The 18047-nt window shown below is 64.9% G+C and carries 17 protein-coding genes; 13 read left to right on the forward strand and 4 right to left on the reverse strand.

Going from position 1 to position 18047, the window contains the following annotated elements; all coding sequences use genetic code 11:
* Positions 1 to 10: 10 nt before the first annotated feature.
* Both epsC and GGQ90_RS12295 read left to right on the forward strand, forming a co-directional pair.
* Positions 11 to 1012, forward strand: coding sequence for a serine O-acetyltransferase EpsC (gene epsC, locus GGQ90_RS12290; protein ID WP_188082388.1), 1002 nt, complete (start codon positions 11 to 13; stop codon positions 1010 to 1012).
* 250 nt (positions 1013 to 1262) lie between these two features.
* A complete protein-coding gene (locus GGQ90_RS12295; protein ID WP_188082389.1) occupies positions 1263 to 2720 on the forward strand; it encodes a hypothetical protein in 1458 nt (485 codons plus the stop codon).
* A gap of 95 nt (positions 2721 to 2815) precedes the next feature.
* On the opposite strand, the gene GGQ90_RS12300 is transcribed toward GGQ90_RS12295, so the two are convergent.
* Positions 2816 to 4495 (reverse strand): alkaline phosphatase family protein, encoded by a 1680-nt coding sequence (locus GGQ90_RS12300; RefSeq protein WP_188082390.1) that lies wholly within the window; start codon positions 4493 to 4495, stop codon positions 2816 to 2818.
* Positions 4496 to 4571: 76 nt separating this feature from the next.
* Between GGQ90_RS12300 and GGQ90_RS12305 the strand changes: the two genes are divergently transcribed.
* The 11 genes from GGQ90_RS12305 (at position 4572) to GGQ90_RS12355 (ending at position 15540) form a co-directional block, all read left to right on the forward strand.
* Positions 4572 to 6614, forward strand: coding sequence for a protein-disulfide reductase DsbD family protein (locus tag GGQ90_RS12305; protein WP_188082391.1), 2043 nt, complete (start codon positions 4572 to 4574; stop codon positions 6612 to 6614).
* Positions 6614 to 7351, forward strand: coding sequence for a TlyA family RNA methyltransferase (locus tag GGQ90_RS12310; protein ID WP_188082392.1), 738 nt, complete (start codon positions 6614 to 6616; stop codon positions 7349 to 7351). The genes GGQ90_RS12305 and GGQ90_RS12310 overlap by 1 nt, the downstream gene beginning before the upstream one ends.
* Positions 7352 to 7439: 88 nt before the next feature.
* Complete coding sequence (locus GGQ90_RS12315; protein WP_188082393.1) at positions 7440 to 8504, forward strand: efflux RND transporter periplasmic adaptor subunit; 1065 nt, start codon at positions 7440 to 7442, stop codon at positions 8502 to 8504.
* Between the two features lie 4 nt (positions 8505 to 8508).
* Entirely contained in the window at positions 8509 to 11613 is a 3105-nt protein-coding gene (locus tag GGQ90_RS12320) for an efflux RND transporter permease subunit (RefSeq protein WP_188082394.1), read from the forward strand.
* A gap of 18 nt (positions 11614 to 11631) precedes the next feature.
* The gene (locus tag GGQ90_RS12325; protein ID WP_188082395.1) at positions 11632 to 12180 is read left to right on the forward strand and encodes a TspO/MBR family protein; all 549 of its coding nucleotides are present in this window, start codon (positions 11632 to 11634) and stop codon (positions 12178 to 12180) included.
* 40 nt (positions 12181 to 12220) lie between these two features.
* The gene (locus tag GGQ90_RS12330; protein ID WP_188082396.1) at positions 12221 to 12532 is read left to right on the forward strand and encodes an accessory factor UbiK family protein; all 312 of its coding nucleotides are present in this window, start codon (positions 12221 to 12223) and stop codon (positions 12530 to 12532) included.
* 42 nt (positions 12533 to 12574) lie between these two features.
* Positions 12575 to 13081: a type III secretion system chaperone family protein gene (locus tag GGQ90_RS12335; RefSeq protein WP_004211091.1), complete on the forward strand. Its 507-nt coding sequence runs from the start codon at positions 12575 to 12577 to the stop codon at positions 13079 to 13081.
* Between the two features lie 23 nt (positions 13082 to 13104).
* Complete coding sequence (locus GGQ90_RS12340) at positions 13105 to 13935, forward strand: pyrroline-5-carboxylate reductase family protein (RefSeq protein WP_188082397.1); 831 nt, start codon at positions 13105 to 13107, stop codon at positions 13933 to 13935.
* 63 nt (positions 13936 to 13998) lie between these two features.
* Complete coding sequence (locus tag GGQ90_RS12345; protein ID WP_188082398.1) at positions 13999 to 14502, forward strand: asparaginase domain-containing protein; 504 nt, start codon at positions 13999 to 14001, stop codon at positions 14500 to 14502.
* 57 nt (positions 14503 to 14559) lie between these two features.
* Positions 14560 to 15231 carry a hypothetical protein gene (locus tag GGQ90_RS12350; RefSeq protein ID WP_188082399.1) on the forward strand — a complete coding sequence of 224 codons (672 nt, stop codon included), beginning with the start codon at positions 14560 to 14562 and terminating at the stop codon, positions 15229 to 15231.
* 66 nt (positions 15232 to 15297) lie between these two features.
* Positions 15298 to 15540, forward strand: coding sequence for a hypothetical protein (locus GGQ90_RS12355; protein ID WP_188082400.1), 243 nt, complete (start codon positions 15298 to 15300; stop codon positions 15538 to 15540).
* 39 nt (positions 15541 to 15579) lie between these two features.
* Here GGQ90_RS12355 and GGQ90_RS12360 read toward each other — a convergent pair whose 3' ends face one another.
* The 3 genes from GGQ90_RS12360 to fdxA all read right to left on the reverse strand — a co-directional run bounded on the left by GGQ90_RS12360 (position 15580) and on the right by fdxA (position 17996).
* Positions 15580 to 16737 (reverse strand): pyridoxal phosphate-dependent aminotransferase, encoded by a 1158-nt coding sequence (locus GGQ90_RS12360; RefSeq protein ID WP_188082401.1) that lies wholly within the window; start codon positions 16735 to 16737, stop codon positions 15580 to 15582.
* Positions 16738 to 16884: 147 nt separating this feature from the next.
* Positions 16885 to 17412, reverse strand: coding sequence for a CarD family transcriptional regulator (locus GGQ90_RS12365; RefSeq protein WP_004211100.1), 528 nt, complete (start codon positions 17410 to 17412; stop codon positions 16885 to 16887).
* Between the two features lie 245 nt (positions 17413 to 17657).
* Positions 17658 to 17996, reverse strand: coding sequence for a ferredoxin FdxA (fdxA, locus tag GGQ90_RS12370; protein ID WP_004211101.1), 339 nt, complete (start codon positions 17994 to 17996; stop codon positions 17658 to 17660).
* Positions 17997 to 18047 lie beyond the last annotated feature (51 nt).

Genomic DNA, 18047 nt, shown 5'->3' on the forward strand with positions numbered 1-18047 from the left:
GGCGCAGGGAATGGCGGACGGCGAAGTGCAGAGTGAAGGCGTAGGCTATTGGGATCTCGACCGGCTGGTCGCGGATCTGGCCGGCGCGCGCAGTCGCTGGCGGCAGGAACAGCAGCATCATGCCGAATATGGAGCAGAGGGCTTTCCCTCGCGCGCCAATCTGTTGAAGATCACCGCCGCGCTGTGCGGCGCGCTCTTCCCGTTACGGTTGGGGCCGAGCTTTGTGCGCTTGCACAATGAGGATGCCTATGTGGCCGAGACGCTACAGACCGTGCTCAGCCGGCTCTATGGCCAGATCCGGCTCGAACTCATCTATGCGATGAAGGAAGATCCGATCGCCACCGTGGATGCTGCGGCGTCGCGGATCATCGGCGACTTCGCGCACAGCCTGCCGGCACTGCGCACCCTGCTCGACAGCGATGTCGAGGCGGCCTTCCTGGGCGACCCGGCCGCGCGCAGCGTGGACGAGGTGCTGATCTGCTACCCATCGATGCTGGCGATTATCCATCACCGGCTGGCGCATCGCCTTTATGAACTCGGTGCGCCGCTGGTCGCGCGGATCATTTCCGAGATCGCCCATTCCCATACCGGCATCGACATCCATCCCGGCGCACGCATCGGCCACAGCTTCTTCATCGATCATGGCACCGGCGTTGTGATCGGCGAGACGGCGATCGTCGGCGATCGGGTGCGGCTCTATCAGGGCGTGACGCTGGGTGCGCGCAGCTTCCCCTCGGACGAGAAGGGCGCGCTGGAAAAGGCGCAGCCGCGCCATCCGATCATCGAGGATGATGTCGTCATCTATGCCGGCGCGACAGTGCTGGGCCGGATCATCATCGGCAGCCGCTCGGTCATCGGCGGCAATGTCTGGCTGACCGAAAGCGTGCCAGCCGACAGCAATGTGCGCCAGGCCAAGGCGCGGCACGAAGTCACCAGCCGAGTGGAAGTGTCCGCCCCGCACCGCGTCCACGCGCTGCTGGAAAGCACGGATGGGATCGGCGAGAATATCTGACAAGCCAGTTATGCATGTCCGATTTGGCCAATTCCGATGCAATCCTCTCCTGTATCGGAAGAAAATGATCCGTAGTGGATCGGTGCAATTGAGCCGGTTTTTGCGATTGCCTATGATCTGGATCATGGGGATTTTGCCGATATCGAGCCATATCAGAAAATCGAGATAAGATAATCGGTCGGTCGCCATTGAATCCTTTCTTTTGGGGTGGCTGGGCATGCGATTATCATGGGCAAGTAGCGGAAATATATTGGCACGCCTGCTGTTGGGTGACGTCAATACACCGTCCGTCGCACCAAGCGAGAAACTGAACGAGGTGGTAGAGGCCTATGGCCAATGCATCGCCGTTCTGATCGCGTCGACCCGGACCTATCTGGATCATCGGCGCGAGCGCGTGTCGGCGCAGAAGGAAGCGAAGCTGCGCGACCTGGAGGCGCTGCGCATGCGGTTACAGGTTTCGCCTTCGGATGAGGACGCCGAGCAGCAAGGGCGGGCGGAACTGGCCGAAAAGATTGGGCTGATGCAGGCCGCGATCACCGATCTCGCGGCGCAGGAAATTGAAATTACCAGCGCGCTCAGGAAAATTGCCAAGCTTGAACGCAAGTTCCGGTTCCACCTGTGCGCCGCACCGGCAGAGCCAGAGGGCGCTTTGGCCGCCGGTGACGGCGGTGCGCCGGATGCCCAGGACTTGGCGGTATGGGACGAGGAAACGGCTGGCCAGCGCAGACGGTTCGAATGTTTCGTCGAACTGGACGCTCAACTGATTGCCATCATCCCGGACGATTTCCTGGTGGCGCGTCGCTGGGTCTTGCTCGATCGCATGCGGCGGGTGGCGCCTCAAAAGGCGCTGATCGAATATGAGGCGTCACGGCCGCCGTCCCTGCAGCAGGAAAGCTATGGCGACGCAGAAGCCATCCGCGCCGATCTGCTGAGCCTGTCGGCCTATATGCAGCAACTCTACATCCTCAATGCCCGGCGCGAGCAGACGCTTGCCTCGATCAAATGGTGGTTGTTGTCGCGGGTACTGGGCGTGGTCGTGGCGATTGCGCTGATCTTCTGGCTGGCAACGACACCGACGCCGGGCTGGTTTCCCGGCGGACCGTGGCAATTGCCATGGATGCCGGCGGCGCTGGCCCTGGTCTTCCTGACCGGCATGGTCGGGGCTGTGGTCAGCATCAGTCGGAAATTTCATGATATTGGGGGGCAGAATATCCTTCTGGCCGACCCTTTCAATGAACTGGTGTCGCTCAACTTCAGCCGAGAGAGCGTGGCTGGTTCGATCGCGGCGGGGGGTGTCTTCGCGCTGGTCCTCTATTTGATGGTTGTGTCCGGCTCGACGGACGCATTGGGGCTGGATGTGCGCTTCTTTCCCAGTCTGACCGAACGACGGATGATTATCGACCCGCCGGAAGGGCATAGATCGCCGCCGGTAACGGCCGGCAGTGCGCCAGCTACGACGGCGCAGGCCGATCCGAAAAAACCGTCTGCTGATCGTGGTGTGCGGCAAGCCGAATATATCGTGCGTGCCAATGACGATGTCCCATCCGGCATCGCCAAACTGTCGAAAGGGCTGGGCTTCTTCTACACCGGCGACATATTGCGGATGATGTTGCTGGCGTTCCTGGCAGGCTTTGCCGAGCGGCTGGTGCCGGATTCGATCGACCGGCTGGTGCGCAAGGAAAAGGCGGTGAAGGACGCAGCCGTCTGAACCTGTCAAGGCAAATACAAATGACGACGCCTCCCGCCATCGAAGGGGGAGGCGTCGACGAAGGATCGCGCGAGGCTGTCCCGCCGGCTGCCGGCTTATTGCCCGGCGCAGCTGTCGCCATTGCCGGCGACCAGGTCGAGGCAGCGGCCGTCAATCTGGTCCTTGGGCACGGGCAGCTTGATCAGCGCGGCGAGGCTGGGGAGGATGTCCACCGTCTCGACGCCCAGCGGCTGCTCGAAATGCTGCATGCCCTTGCGCCAGAACAGGATCGGCACGCGGCGATCGGTATCCCAGGGCGAACCATGGGTGGCAACCGATCCCATCACTGCCTGTTCGGGGATCGACATGACGCGCGGCTTGAGCAGCAGCAGCAGGTCGCCCGAGCGGCTGGGATAGAAGCTGGCACGCGCTTCCTGGATCAGGCTCCAGCTTTCGGGCGGACCCGAGGGCGAGGGGGTGGCGGCGATTTCCGCCTTGGTGAAGACGGTCTGCACCTGCGGATGGGCGCGCAGATATTTGAGCGCCTCGGCTTCGACCTTCGCGCGCTGCGCGGCGGTCAGGCCCTTGTCATAATAGATGTCGCCCGACGGGCCGTCGCTCCAGATCACCTTCTTGCCGGGCAGGCCGGCCTTCTCGGCGATGGTGGCGTTGAGTGCCTTGGGCGTCAGCGCCATGTCGACACGCTGTTCCATCGGCATCGCGTTCAGGCGGTGGCGTTCGGGCAGGTCATGGCCGCCATGGTCGGCGGTCAGTACCACGACATAGTCGATGCCGTCCTTGTCCAGCCGGTCGAAGAAAGCGCCCAGTTCGGTGTCGAGCCGGTCGACCTGGATGCAGCTTTCGGTGCCTTCGGTGCCGAAGGTGTGGCCGACATAGTCGGTCGCCGACAGGCCGATCGAGATGATGTCGGTCTGCGCCTGCTTGCCCAGCTCCATGCTTTCGATCGCGGCGGCGGCGAAGGCCAGGGTCATCGCGTCCTGTTCAGGCGAGATGCGGAAGCCCTTATAGTCGCCGGCGTCGCGCGCGAAGCGCCCGGTGCCGACGGTGCGGTTGCCGGCCTGGACCGGGAAATCCTTCGACACGCACTGGGCGGGCAGCTCGAAGCCGGGGTTGGACTGGGCCAGGCGCTGGGCAAAGGCCTGGTTGACCTGGGTGACGAGCGGGGTGGGGGCAACGCCCTTGTAGCTGACATAGCCTTGCTGCCCGCCCAGCCACCAGACCTGGTCGGCGGTCGCGCCGCCCATCATGATCGCGGCGCGATCCTTGCCGGCGACCGACACGACGCGGGTGGCGGGATTGGCCGCCTTCATCCGGCCGCCCAGCGTCGGCACCTTGAGGTGCAGCGGCGAGGCTTCATATTTGTCGCTGCTGCTACCCGGCTGGCTTTCATCCTCGGCGCAATAGAGATTCTTGTCCTCGCGTTTGGCGTCGAGGTCGAACCAGTTATTGGCGATGATGCCGGTGCGCGACGGACGGCTACCGGTCAGGATGGTCGAGTGGCCGGGGCAGGTCTCCGTCGCGGCATGGCTCTGATAGCCGCGCGGGAAGACCGCGCCTTCGCTCGTCAGCCGCTTGAGGCCGCCGGTGTAATATTGGCGATATTCGCTGAACAGATCGGCCGAAAACTGGTCGACCGAGATGGCGACGATCAGCTTGGGCGGAGTCGCGGTCATGCTGCTGGCGGCCGGTGCAGGAGCAACGGCAGGCGCGGGGCTCTGCGCTACGACGGGCATGGCGGTGGCAAGCAACAGGGCGGCGGCGACTCTTTTGAACATATGCTAGACCTTCTCATGCCTTGACGGCGGATAGGGAGCGACCTAGCCCCCTTGCATCCACCCGACCAGAGGCCCGATGCGGATTTTTCAAGTCATATTCATGACGCTTGCCATGCTGGCAGGGCTGTCGATCGCATCGCCTGCGGTGCAGGCCCAGGCAGCCTTTGGCGGCGGCCCGGCGCATATCGCCGCGCAGTTGATGGCCGAAAGCACAGCACCCGCACCGGGCAAGGGCACGACCATCGCCTTTGCCATGAAGCCGGAAAAGGGCTGGCACGGCTATTGGGAAAATCCGGGCGACGCGGGCCTGGGCATGACCGTGACCTGGACGCTGCCCAAGGGCGTGACGATCGGCGCGCTGCGCTATCCAGTGCCCGAGACGCTGCTGATTTCGGGCCTGATGAACCATGTCTATGAAGGCCCCTATGCGGTGCTCGCCAATCTGAGCGTGGCGCCGGACGTGGCGGCCGGCACGCGTCTGCCGATCCGGGTGAAGGCCGAATGGCTGGCCTGCACCGACAAGATCTGCGTGCCCGAAAGCGGCGAGCTGGCGCTGGAACTGGTCGCGGGCGACGGCAGGGTCGTGCCGGCGATGCAGGCGCGCTTCGATGGCTGGCGCGGCCATCTGCCCCGGCCGCTGGGTGCGCAAGCGACCTATCAGATCGTCGACGGCAAGCTGCGCCTGTCGGTGCCGTTCCCGGCCGATGCGCAGGCGCGCGACGTCCATCTCTTCCCGTTGAGCGACGGGCTGGCGCGCTTCGCCGCCGCGCAGAAGATCAGCCGCGAAGGCGACCGGCTGCTGGTCGAGACGCAGGCGGGCGAGGGCTTCAAGGGCGGTGCTGCACAGGCGGTGCTGCGCACCGGCGACCATGTCGGTTTCCTGTTGAGCGCCAAGCCCGGCGAGGTCGCGGCGATCGCGCCCAAGGGACTGGCGGGCACGATCCTGCTGGCGCTGGGCGGGGCGATATTGGGCGGGCTGCTGCTCAATGTCATGCCCTGCGTCTTCCCGATCCTGGGATTGAAGGCACTGAGCCTGGCCAAGGCGGGCGGCGACGAGCGGGCGGCGCGGCGTGAGGCGCTGGCCTATGGCGCGGGCGTGATCCTGGCCTGTCTGGCGCTGGGCGGATTGTTGCTGGGGCTGCGTGCGGCGGGCAGCGCGGTCGGCTGGGCGTTCCAGTTGCAGGATCCGCGCATCATCCTGACGCTGCTGCTGCTGGTCAGCGCGATCGCCTTCAACCTTGCCGGCCTGTTCGACCTGCCGGCCTTTGGCGGGGGTGGCCGATTGGTGGGCAAGGGCGGCATGATCGGCGCCTTCTGGACCGGGGCGCTGGTGGCCTTCGTCGCGACGCCCTGCACCGGGCCGTTCATGGGCGCGGCGATGGGCACGGCGCTGGTGCTGCCCTTGGGCGCGGCGCTGGCGATTTTTGCCGGGCTTGGGCTTGGCCTGGCGCTGCCCTTCCTGCTGCTCGCCTATCTGCCTGCGCTGCGCAATCGCCTGCCGCGTCCCGGTGCATGGATGGGCCGACTGCAGCGCATCCTGTCGATCCCGATGTTCCTCACCGCGCTGGGCCTTGCCTGGCTGCTGGGTCAGCAGCGCGGGGTCGGTGGCATGACCATCGGCCTTGGCGCGGCGCTGGCGTTGGTGCTGCTGCTCTGGTGGCTGGGCATGCGCCAGCGGGCCGGGCGTGGCGGCTGGTTGCAGGTCGGTGTCGGCGCGGCGATCCTGCTGGTTGGTGCGGCGATGGCATTGCCTGCCCGCGCGCCGGCGGTTGCGGCGGCGAACGAGGGGGCTGTCGTCGCCTTCGACGCGGAAAAGCTCGACGCGCTGCGCGCGGCGAACAAGCCGGTCTTCCTCTATTTCACCGCCGACTGGTGCCTGACCTGCAAGGCCAATGAGGCCGCCGCGATCAAGCGGGCGGAGGTGCGGATGGCGTTCGAGAAGGCGGGCGTCACCGTTATGGCGGGCGACTGGACCAATGCCGATCCGGCGATTACCCGCTTCCTCGAAGCGCAGGGCCGTTCGGGCGTGCCGCTCTACCTCTGGTACGCACCGGGCAAGGAGGCCCAGACATTGCCGCAGCTATTGACCCCGTCGACCCTTACCGGACTGGTGCGCTGATGGCCAAGATCCGTGCCGACCAGTTGCTCGTCGACAATGGCCTCGCCGAAAGCCGGGCGCGGGCACAGGCGCTGATCCTGGCGGGCCTGGTCTATCTGGGCGACAAGAAGGTGGAGAAGGCGGGGCAGCAGGTGGCGGCTGATGCCGAACTGGACGTGCGCGGGCGCGACCATCCCTGGGTGTCGCGCGGCGGCATCAAGCTCGCCCATGCGATCGACGAATATGGCATCGACGTCACCGGTTTCGTCGCGATCGACGTCGGCAGTTCGACCGGCGGTTTTACCGACGTGCTGCTAAGCAAAGGCGCGGCAAAGGTCTATGCCGTTGACAGCGGCACCAACCAGCTCGCCTGGAAGCTGCGCTCCGACGATCGCGTCATCGTCCATGAACAGACCAGCGCCCGCATCCTGACCGACGCCCATATCCCCGAGCCGGTCGACATCATCGTGTGCGACGCCAGCTTCATCAGCTTGGCCAAGGTGCTGGAAAAGCCGATCACCTTCGCCCGGTCCGGCGCGCAATTGGTCGCCCTCATCAAGCCGCAGTTCGAGGCGGGGCGCGAGGAAGTGGGCAAGGGCGGTGTGGTGCGCGATCCTGCCATCCACCAGCGCGTCTGCGACGAAGTGGCCGCCTGGGTCCGTGAGAAGGGCTGGGAAGTGCTTGGAATCACGACCAGCCCGATCACCGGGCCACAGGGCAATGTCGAATTTCTGATATATGCGCGGCTTGGCGGATAATCGCGCCAGCTTCGTTACCCGCCCTGCGATACATTTTGACACATTCCATGCGGTTGTGTCCGTCACAAAGGCCCGTTAGCCCCTCGCCATGCGCTCAACTCTACCTGTCATCCTGATTGCCCTGTGTCTTGCCGGCTGCGGTGGAGAGAAGGAAAAGAAAGCTCGCCCGCCAGCCCTGGTGGAGGCGGTGGCGATCGCGCCCACGCGCTTTACGGACAATGTCGAGGCGGTCGGCACTGCGCTCGCCAATGAACAGGTGATATTGTCCGCACCGGTGACCGAGCGCATCGACATGCTCAACTTCACCGATGGCGGCTTCGTGTCCAAGGGGCAGGTGATCGCCCGCATGGCCGTGGGCCAGGAAAGGGCCGAGCTGGCGGCGGCGGAAGCGACCGCGCTGCAGGCCGACCAGCAGTTGAAGCGCATCCAGGAACTCAAGTCGCGCGGCTTTGCTACCGGCGCCACGGTCGAGCAGCAGATCGCGCTGGCCAGCAGCGCGCGCGCCAATGCTGATTTGGCCCGGGCCGGCATCGGCGACCGCACCATCCGCGCGCCCTTCGGCGGCTGGGTGTCCCTGCGGACGGTATCGCCCGGGGCGGTCATCACCGCCGGCACGCCGATCGCCACGGTCAGCGACATTTCGCGGATCAAGCTGGACTTCACCGTGCCCGAGACGCGCCTGTCGATGCTGCGCGAGGGCATGCCGATCCGTGCCCTGTCCGCCGCCTGGCCCGACCGGCCGTTCAACGGCACGATCGCGACGATCGACCCGGTGATCGATCCTGCCACTCGCGCCGTGCGGGTCCGCGCGATCATGCCCAATCCCGACAAGGCGCTGAAGCCTGGCATGTTGCTGACCGTCAGCGTCTTCTCGCGTGAGCGCCAGTCGCTCGGCGTGCCCGAATTGGCCGTGATCGGCGATGGCGACGAACGCTTCGTCTTCGTGCTGGACGGTCGCACCGCCAAGCGGACCAAGGTCGAAACCGGCATCCGCCAAAACGGCCTGGTCGAGATACTGGGCGGCGTGAAGGCCGGGCAGCAGATCGTGACCGAAGGCGTGGTGAAGCTGACCGACGGCGCGCCGGTGCGCCTGGCCGGCGACAAGAAGGGTGAAGACGACAAGGGCGGCAAACCCGCCAAGGCCGCCGGCTAAGCCGATGCAACTCTCCGATCTCTCGGTCCGCCGGCCGGTCTTCGCGGCGGTGGTCGCGGTGCTGATGTGCATCGTCGGCCTGGTCGGCTATTTCAGCCTGTCGGTGCGTGAATATCCCGATACCGATCCGCCGATCGTGTCGGTCGAGACCACCTATACCGGCGCCGCCGCGTCGGTGGTGGAAACCCGCATCACCCAGCAGATCGAGGATGCGGTCGCGGGCGTGCAGGGCATCCAGACGATCACCTCGACCTCGCAGGACGGCACGTCCAACATCAATATCGAGTTCGATCCCTCGCGCGACATCGACAGCGCCGCCAATGACGTGCGCGACCGTGTCGGGTCGGTGACGCAGGATCTGCCCGAGGATGCGCTGGCGCCCGAGATCCGCAAGGTCGATTCCGACGCACGGTCGATCCTGTTCCTCGCCTTCTCGCGCCCCGGCTGGTCGCCGATCCAGATCAGCGACTATCTCGACCGCAACATTGCCGACCGCTTTGCCGCGATCGACGGCGTCGCCCGCGTTACCATTGGCGGCGAGGCGCGCCCGTCGACCCGGATCTGGTTCAATGCGGAAAAGCTGGCCGCCTTCGGCCTGACCCCGGCCGATGTCGAGGCGGCGCTGCGCACCCAGAATGTCGAGCTGCCTGCCGGCCGCTTTGAATCGAAGGATCAGAACCAGACGCTGCGCGTCGAGCGGCCCTTCGCCACGCCGGACCAGTTCGCGCAACTGGTCGTGGGCCGGGGCGAGGATGGCTATCAGGTCAAGCTGGGCGATGTCGCCCGGATCGAGGAAGGGGCGGAAAACCCCTATAGCAGCTTCCGTTCCAACCAGGGCACGGCGATCGGCATCGGCATCATTCGCCAGTCGGGCGCCAATACGCTGGAAGTGGCGCAGAAGGCCAAGGCGCTGATCAAGGAGTTGGAGCCGACCCTGCCCAAGGGCATGAAGGTGGCGATCGGCACCGATGAATCCCTGTTCATCGAACGTGCGATCGACAATGTCTATGACACGCTGGTCGAGGCGGCTCTGCTCGTCATCCTCGTCATCTTCCTGTTCCTGGGATCGGTGCGCGCGACGATCGTGCCGGCCGTTACGGTGCCGATCTGCCTGCTTGCCACCTGCGCGGTGATGTGGCTGCTGGGCCTGTCGATCAACCTGCTGACGCTGCTCGCCTTCGTGCTGGCGATCGGCCTGGTGGTCGACGATGCGATTGTGGTGCTGGAAAATGTCTATCACCGCGTCGAACAGGGCGAAGATCCGCTGGTCGCCGCCTATCTCGGCACGCGGCAGGTCGGCTTTGCCATCATCTCGACCACCCTGGTCGTCTGCGCCGTGTTCGTGCCCGTGATGTTCCTCGCCGGCCAGACCGGCCTGCTGTTCCGCGAACTTGCCATCGCGATGATCGCGGCGATCGGCTTCTCGGGCTTCATATCGCTCAGCCTTGCGCCGATGCTCTGCTCCAAGCTGCTCAAGAATGCCGAACGCGGCCGGCTGGCGCGCTGGATCGACGATCGCTTCCAGCGGATCGAGCATGGCTACGGCCGTTGGCTCGACTGGACGCTGAAGAAGCCGCTGATGCCGCTGCTGGGCGTTGCGATCTTTCTGGGCGTTGCCTTCTTCCTCTTCACCCGCCTGCCGGCCGAACTGGCCCCGGCCGAGGATACCGGCGTAGTGGAAGCCAATATCAACGCGCCCGAAGGCACCGGATTCGACCGGATGATGGCCTATATGCAGAAGATCGAGAATGATCTCGCCTTCCTGCGCAAGGATGGCACGCTGCAGAATCTGGTGATCCGCACCCCTGGCGGCTTCGGCACCACCGATGATTATAACAACGGCAATGTCATCGCCTTCCTGCGGCCGTGGGAAGACCGCACCATCACCACGGCGGAAGTCGCGACCATCATCAACAAGGTGATCGCCGACCAGCCCGGCGTGCGCGGCAATGCCGCGCCGAGATCGGGCCTTGGCCGTGGTCGGGGCCTGCCGGTCAATATCGTGCTGGCCGGCTCCACCTATGAGGGCCTGGTGGCGGCGCGCGACCGCATCATGCTGGCGGCGGCGAGCTATCCGGGCCTCATCAACCTCGACAGCGATTACAAGGAAACCAAGCCGCAGATGCGGATCGAGACCGATCTGCAGCGTGCCGGCGACCTGGGCGTGTCGGTGAACGATGTCAGCCAGGCGCTGCAGAGCCTGCTCGGTTCGCGCCGTGTCACCACCTATGTCGACCGGGGCGAGGAATATCGCGTGCTGGTGCAGGCGGAGCGGGACGGGCGCCAGACGCTGGCCGATCTGGAACGTATCCAGGTGCGCAGCCGCAGCGGCGTGCTGGTGCCGCTGTCGGCGGTCGTGACCGTGCGTGAAGTGGCTGGGCCGCGTCAGCTCAACCGCTATAACAAGCTGCGCGCCATCACCCTGACCGCCGCGCTGGCGCCGGGTACGTCGCTGGGGCAGGGGCTTGCCTTCCTGGAGGATCAGGCGCGCGAGTCGCCCGAGGTGCTGGCGATCGGCTATCGTGGCGAGAGCCAGTCGCTGCGCGAGACGGGCGGGTCGATCTGGGTCGTCTTCGGGCTGACCATCCTGATCGTCTTCCTATTGCTCGCCGCGCAGTTCGAAAGCTTCATTCATCCCGGCATCATCATCGCGACGGTGCCGCTGGCCGTTGCGGGCGGCGCGCTGGGGCTTGCCATCACCGGCGGATCGATCAACCTCTACAGCCAGATCGGCATCGTCATGCTGGTCGGCCTGGCGGCCAAGAACGGCATTTTGATCGTCGAGTTCGCCAACCAGTTGCGCGATGAAGGGATGGAGGTTGCCGAGGCGATCCGCGAGGCGGCCAAGCGGCGTCTGCGTCCGATCCTGATGACGTCGATTGCGACCGTCATCGGCGCGGTGCCGCTGGTCCTGCGTGGCGGGGCCGGCGCGGCGGCGCGCCATTCGATCGGCGTGGTGATCGTGTTCGGCGTCAGCCTGGCGACGCTCATCACCCTGTTCCTCATTCCCATTTTCTATTCGCGCGTTGCCAAGCGCACGGTTTCTCCGCAAACCGTTGGTCGCAAACTGGATTCGGCGCTCAAGGATTCGCCCGAAGCCGCCGAATAGCTTGGAGCTGCGTTGCCGATGAACGAGATCGCGTCCCAGGGTCAGTTGCGTCTTGCCTATCTGCGCTGGGCACTGGTGACGGTGCCCGCGATCGTCTTCCTCGGCTTCCTGTCGGGCAAGTTCGCCAATAGCGGTTTTGGCAATCGCTGGTTCGCCTCGCTCAACCTGCCTGCGCTGATGCCGCCGGGCTGGGCTTTCGGCGTCGCCTGGACCATCCTCTACATATTGATGGCACTGGCCTTCGCGATCGTGTTGCATGCCCGCAGCGCGAAAGGGCGAGCAGCGGCGATCGCGCTGTTCCTGGTACAACTGGCGCTCAACCTCCTCTGGTCGCCGCTCTTCTTTCGCGCGCATCAGGTCGGGGCGGCGCTGGGCCTGATCCTGGTGCTCGCGATGCTGGTGGCGCTCACCACCGCCTTGTTCTGGCGGATCCGTCCCTTTGCCGGTGCGTTGATGTTGCCCTATCTGGTCTGGCTGGTCTTTGCCTCCTACCTCAACTATGAGGTCGGCCGCCTGAATCCGGATGCGCACAGGCTTGTCGCGCCGGCGCTCCAGACCCAGATATGATTTCGGCGCATCCACGCGCCTGATACGAGGATAGACGATCATGCAGAGCGAGAACCGCTTTTTCGACGACCTGGCCAAGCTGGTGAACGGCGCTGCCGGCACGGTCGCGGGCATGACCCGCGAGTTCGAATCCAACGCGCGCGAACGCGCCAAGGAATGGATCGGCGGCGTCGACTTCGTCAGCCGCGAGGAGTTTGATGCGGTGAAGGCGATGGCGGCCGCCGCGCGCGAGGAAGTCGAGCTGCTCAAGGCCCGCCTAGACGCGCTGGAAGGCAAGGCGCCCGAGCCGGTCACCAAGGCCGTGCGCGCCGCCAAGACGAAAGCTGTGGATAAGGATGCGGGCGCCGAGTAAGCGCCCTGTCCTTTCGCCGCTTGCGGTGATAAAGGCGCGCCGATGATGGATAGCGACGAATTTGAGAATGGCGGCCATGAGGCCGCGCCGATCGATATGCTGGCAGCCTTTTACGAGGCCCATGGCTGGAGCTATGAGCAGGTCGGCGAGGACGAGATCGTCGCGAGCACCCAGGGGTCGTGGGCGCAATATGAGCTGCGCGGCATCTGGCGCGACGAGGATCAGGTGCTGCAACTGCTGGCGCTGCCCGACATCCGCGTCAATGACGACAAGCGCGCCGTTATCTACGAGACGCTGGGCCTGATCAACGAGCAGCTCTGGCTCGGCCATTTCGAGCTATGGTCGTCGAGCGGCATCATCCTGTTCCGCCATGGCGCCTTGCTGGGGCAGGGCGGCACCTTGACGCTGGATCAGGCGCAGGTGCTGATCGAGACCGCGATCGACGAATGCGAGCGCTTCTATCCGGTGTTCCAGTTCGTCCTGTGGGGCGGCAAGAGCCCGAGCGAGGCGATCAGCGCGAGCCTGATCGAAACCCGCGGCGAAGCCTGACATATCTGCCTGAAAGCCTGATCATGACCATTGCCCCCCAGGCCGACTTTATCTTCCCCGATCACCTCTTCCTTGTCGGCTGCGGCAACATGGCCGGGCAGATGCTGACCCGCTGGCTGGCCTGCGGCCTCGATCCCGCCCGCGTCACCGTGCTGCGGCCCAGTGGCAAGCCGGTGGCCGAGGGTGTGACGGTTGTCACCGCCTATCCCGACGCGCTGCCGGCCGGCACCACCGTGCTGCTAGGCATGAAGCCCTATCAGATTGCCGATGTCGCGGCGGGACTCGCGCCGCTGCTGACGGCGGAGACGCGGCTGGTGTCGATCCTGGCCGGCACGCCGATCGCCGACCTGCGCCGGCATTTTCCGGCGCCGCGCGATGTCGTCTGCGCCATGCCCAACCTGCCGGTCGGGCTGGGCGAGGGCGTGGTCGCGCTCTATACCGATGCGACCACCGACGCGGCCGCCAAGGCCGACATTGCCGCGCTGATCGCGCCGCTGGGTCTGGCGGAATGGATGGGTGACGAAGCCCTGTTCAATCAGGTGACGGCCCTGTCGGGCTGTGGCCCGGCCTTCCTGTTCCGCTTCATCGATGCGCTGTCCCGCGCCGGCGAGGCGCTGGGCATTCCCGCCGATCAGGCCGCGCGCATGGCGCTGGCGACGGTGCAGGGATCGGCGAACATGGCGGCGCGCGCCAGCGTCAGTCCGGCGACCCTTGCGGATCAGGTCGCCAGCCCCGGCGGCATGACGCGCCAGGGCCTCAATGTGTTGGACGCCGACAATCGCCTGCTCGACCTTCTGACCGACACGCTGGTCGCCGCCCGCGACCGGGGTGCGGCGATGGCGCGGGGCGAATAGGGACGGTTCCGGTTCGCGCCATTATCCGTTAAGGGGGGCGCGATCGATATACGGAGTCCGTTCATGCTGTCCCCCGAAACCCCCATCCTGCTGCTCACCACCGGTGGCACGATCGACAAGGTTTATTTCGACGCCCTGTCCGACTATCAGGTCGGCGAGACGGTGATGGCCAAGCTGTTGCAGGTGGCGCGGGTCAAGCGGCCCTTCCGCATCGAGGAAATCACGCGCAAGGACAGTCTGGAACTGGACGACACGGATCGCGCGCTGATCGCCGCCCGCGTCGTTGCTGCGCGCGAAAAGCATATCGTCATCACCCATGGCACCGACACCATGACCGAGACGGCCAAGCTGCTGAAGGACGTGCCCGGCAAGACGATCGTACTGGTCGGTGCGCTGGCGCCGGCCCGCTTTGGCGAAAGCGATGCGAGCTTCAACCTCGGCATGGCGTTCGCCACCGCGCAGGTTGCCGAGCCGGGCGTCTATATCACCATGAGCGGATCGGTGTTCCGCGCCGACAAGGTGGTCAAGGACCGCGCCAAGGGCGCCTTCGTCCCGACCGGCGAGTAAGCCGCGCCCTGATTTGACGCTGATTGACATGGCCGGGGATGCGGGCATCTTCCGGCCATGTTCCTGTTCGACTTTCTGAAGTCGCTGGACAAGCTGCTCTATGAGCTGATGTCCTGGCTGGTCTTCTATCCCATCACCCTGTGGCGCGCGCTGCGGCATCCGTTGCAACTGATGTGCTATGCTGACCGGGAATTGGGGGATGCGCCGGAGGAGCAATATACCGACACGTTGAGCCCGCCGCTGTTTTTACTGATATCGCTGCTGCTGTGCCATGGCCTCGAACTGGGCGTGATCGGTCAGAACGCGCTGATAAAGAGCCGCGTGGGGCTGGATGCGCTGATCAGCAGCGATAGCAATCTCATCCTCTTTCGTCTGATCGTCTACAGCCTGTTCCCGCTTTTGATGTCGGTCCGGCTGCTGCGGCGCAAGAAGCAGCGCATCGACCGCGATACGTTGCGTGGCCCCTTCTATGGCCAATGCTATCTGGCGGCGCCGCTGGCGCTGTTCCTGGGGCTGGGCGGAACCATGCTGCTGGCGCCGCACAAGCCGTTGTTGATGGGGGTTGGCGGCGTGCTTTTAATATCGGCGACCATGGTCTGGTATGGCGGCATGCAGATGATCTGGTTTGGCAAGCAACTGGGCATCGGGCGGGGGGCGGCCTTCCTGCAGGCTTCTCTGGCGATGATTGAGGCACTGGGAGCTATCATCCTGGTAATCGCCTTGGTCTGAACCGGAAACTTTTGCCCGCTCTTCGGCATTGTTGTCCCCAACGGGGTGACAAAGAGGAGAGACTATATGGCAGATTATCAGGAGCGCCCGACGCCGACGACGACCATCATTGAAAAGCGCAGCGGCGGCGGCACGACCATCGCGATCCTGTTGCTGGTCGTGGTGGTGGCGGTCGCCGCCTTCTTCCTGATCAGCAGCCAGACCCGCAAGGATGATGCCGTGTCGAGCGCGGCGAGTCAGGTCGGTCAGGCCGCGAGCGATGTCGGCGACGCCGCCAAGGATGCCGCCGATACGGTGAAGGGCAATTGATCCAAAGGGCCGGCTTCCACAGCGGAGCTGGCCCTTTTCTCAGACCATGATCTTGTCGAGCGCGGCGCAGAAGGCCTGCATGTCGGCCATCGAGCCGACGGTGACGCGCGACATGGTGGGCCAGGGCGCCCAGTTGCGGCCGATGCCGACCCCCGCCGCCAGAAACTGGGCCTGGACCCCAACCGCCGGCTTGCCCCAGTCGACCATGAACATGTTGGCATCCGACGGGATGAACTTGACCCCGCGCTTGGTGAGGTGGGCGAAGGTGAAGTCGCGCGCGGCGATCATCTCGGCCCGGCGCTGCTCGATCAGCCCCTTCTGCGTCAGCGCCACGGTGCCGCACACGACCGAGGGCAGGGGCAGGTTGGTAGACATGCGCTTGCCGTCATAGCGCATCATCCTGGCATGCAGGTCCGGCCGCGCGATGGTGGCGCCCAGCCGCATGCCGGCCATGCCGAACAGCTTGGAGAAGGTGCGCAGCACGATCACGTCCTTGCCTTGCGCGACCAGCGGCGCGGCCGACTGGCCGTGCGAGAAATGGAGATAGGCCTCGTCCACCAGAACGATCGAACCGGCCGGCTTGTTGGCGACCAGCCATTCGATGTCGGCGATCGGCGTCAGCGTGCCGGTGGGATTGTTGGGCGAGCAGATATAATAGAGGCCGGCATCGGGATTGGCGGCCAGCATCGCCTTCACGTCATGGCGATAATCGGGCGTCAGCGGCACCTTCGTCACCTTGGCACCGGCCCATTCGGCCGTGCCCCAGGGCTGTTCATAGCTGACATCGGCGGTCACCAGCCCCTTTTGCGGCGAGCAGAAGGCGACGACGATGCGCGAGAGCGGATCGCTGGAGCCGGGCCAGGGCAACACATAATCGACCGGTACGCCCTCGATCGTCGCAAGCGTCTTCTTGAAGTCGGTGACTTCGGTGCCGGGATGGTAGAAATTGGACTGGGAGACGATCTTGGCTGCGGCGGCTTGCGCGACGGGAAAGGGGCCGGTCCAGCATTCGTTGGAGCCGATCCGCACCTTGGGGAAATTGCCTTCGTCCGGGCCGTCATTGCGCTGCGCCCAGACCGGGGTGCCGGCGGTGGCGACCGCCACGCCCGCGCCCAATACGCCGAGGATACGGGCGGCATCGCGGCGTGAATAGCCGCGCTGAATCAGATCCAGCTGGGCGTCGCTCTGGTCCATCATGGCAAATTCCCCTGTGCGTCCTGAAGAACGGTTCGGGGGAGTCAACGGACGAGGGCGGGATTCCCGCAATGCCCTATGCCGTAACGAAGAAGGGCGCCCCTTGGCAGGGCGCCCTTCGTCATTGTTCAGCCTGTGCAGGCGAAGGGATCAGCCTTCGACCTTGGCATATTTCGGCGCGGCCTCATTGAGGATGCGCAGGATCTTCTGCAGCGCGGTGGGCTCGTCCGTCTCTTCCATCGCGGCGAGTTCGCGGGCGAGGCGGCTGGATGCCGCTTCGAAGATCTGGCGCTCGGAATAGCTCTGTTCGGGCTGGTCGTCGGCGCGGAACAGGTCGCGGGTCACTTCGGCGATCGACACCAGGTCGCCCGAATTGATCTTCGCTTCATATTCCTGGGCACGGCGCGACCACATGGTGCGCTTGACCTTGGGCTTGCCCTTCAGGGTTTCCATCGACTCCTCCAGCGTCTTGTTGGAGGACAGCTTGCGCATGCCGACGCCTTCGGCCTTGTTGGTGGGAACGCGCAGCGTCATGCGCTCCTTCTCGAAACGGAGCACATACAGCTCCAGTTCCATGCCCGCGATCTGCTCCTTTTGGAGTTCGATCACACGGCCCACGCCGTGCTTGGGGTAAACGACATAATCACCAACGTCAAAGGACAGCGCCTTGGCAGCCATTTGAAACCTTTCTATTCAACCGGGGAACGGGCCGTCGCGGGGCAGGTGCAGCAGGGGCACGAGTCGGGGAAAGTCCGCGGCGTCACCGTCAAGACATGATGCGAATACTCCAGGACGAACGCGACCATGTTCGTCCGCTGGGCGCTATTTAGCAGATTCGTAACAAAATTGCCACCCCCGGACACAAAGTCTGGGGGTGTGGCGAAAAATGAGCCGCTGTAGCTTGTCCGGGTCGACCGGAAGGATCAGCTGCCCTCGCCGGGTTCGGGCGAGAAGAACTGCTCCAGCTTGTTCTCTACGCCGCTCATCGCGTCGGCGTCGGCCGGGGCCTCGCCCTTGACGGTGATGTTGGGCCATTCGGCCGAATATTTGGTGTTGAGTTCCAGCCACTTTTCAAGGCCGTTCTCGGTGTCGGGCAGGATCGCCTCGGCCGGGCATTCCGGTTCGCACACGCCGCAGTCGATGCACTCATTGGGATTGATGACCAGCATGTTCTCGCCCTCGTAGAAACAGTCCACGGGGCAGACCTCGACGCAATCCATATATTTGCAGCGGATGCAGTTGTCGGTCACGACATAGGTCATTGTCAGGGCACTCTTTGGGTTGCGACAGCGGCGGCCCTGCTATGCTCAGGT

The organism is Sphingobium scionense, assembly GCF_014197035.1.
GTDB classification, from domain to species: Bacteria; Pseudomonadota; Alphaproteobacteria; order Sphingomonadales; family Sphingomonadaceae; genus Sphingobium; species Sphingobium scionense.

Bases quoted from the DNA above. Each gene is read 5' to 3' on its own strand.
- epsC (WP_188082388.1), top strand. From the start codon at position 11: ATGGCGGACGGCGAAGTGCAGAGTGAAGGCGTAGGCTATTGGGATCTC.
- GGQ90_RS12300 (WP_188082390.1), bottom strand. From the start codon at position 4,495: ATGTTCAAAAGAGTCGCCGCCGCCCTGTTGCTTGCCACCGCCATGCCC.
- GGQ90_RS12305 (WP_188082391.1), top strand. From the start codon at position 4,572: ATGCGGATTTTTCAAGTCATATTCATGACGCTTGCCATGCTGGCAGGG.
- GGQ90_RS12310 (WP_188082392.1), top strand. From the start codon at position 6,614: ATGGCCAAGATCCGTGCCGACCAGTTGCTCGTCGACAATGGCCTCGCC.
- GGQ90_RS12315 (WP_188082393.1), top strand. From the start codon at position 7,440: ATGCGCTCAACTCTACCTGTCATCCTGATTGCCCTGTGTCTTGCCGGC.
- GGQ90_RS12320 (WP_188082394.1), top strand. From the start codon at position 8,509: ATGCAACTCTCCGATCTCTCGGTCCGCCGGCCGGTCTTCGCGGCGGTG.
- GGQ90_RS12325 (WP_188082395.1), top strand. From the start codon at position 11,632: ATGAACGAGATCGCGTCCCAGGGTCAGTTGCGTCTTGCCTATCTGCGC.
- GGQ90_RS12330 (WP_188082396.1), top strand. From the start codon at position 12,221: ATGCAGAGCGAGAACCGCTTTTTCGACGACCTGGCCAAGCTGGTGAAC.
- GGQ90_RS12335 (WP_004211091.1), top strand. From the start codon at position 12,575: ATGATGGATAGCGACGAATTTGAGAATGGCGGCCATGAGGCCGCGCCG.
- GGQ90_RS12340 (WP_188082397.1), top strand. From the start codon at position 13,105: ATGACCATTGCCCCCCAGGCCGACTTTATCTTCCCCGATCACCTCTTC.
- GGQ90_RS12345 (WP_188082398.1), top strand. From the start codon at position 13,999: ATGCTGTCCCCCGAAACCCCCATCCTGCTGCTCACCACCGGTGGCACG.
- GGQ90_RS12350 (WP_188082399.1), top strand. From the start codon at position 14,560: ATGTTCCTGTTCGACTTTCTGAAGTCGCTGGACAAGCTGCTCTATGAG.
- GGQ90_RS12355 (WP_188082400.1), top strand. From the start codon at position 15,298: ATGGCAGATTATCAGGAGCGCCCGACGCCGACGACGACCATCATTGAA.
- GGQ90_RS12360 (WP_188082401.1), bottom strand. From the start codon at position 16,737: ATGATGGACCAGAGCGACGCCCAGCTGGATCTGATTCAGCGCGGCTAT.
- GGQ90_RS12365 (WP_004211100.1), bottom strand. From the start codon at position 17,412: ATGGCTGCCAAGGCGCTGTCCTTTGACGTTGGTGATTATGTCGTTTAC.
- fdxA (WP_004211101.1), bottom strand. From the start codon at position 17,996: ATGACCTATGTCGTGACCGACAACTGCATCCGCTGCAAATATATGGAT.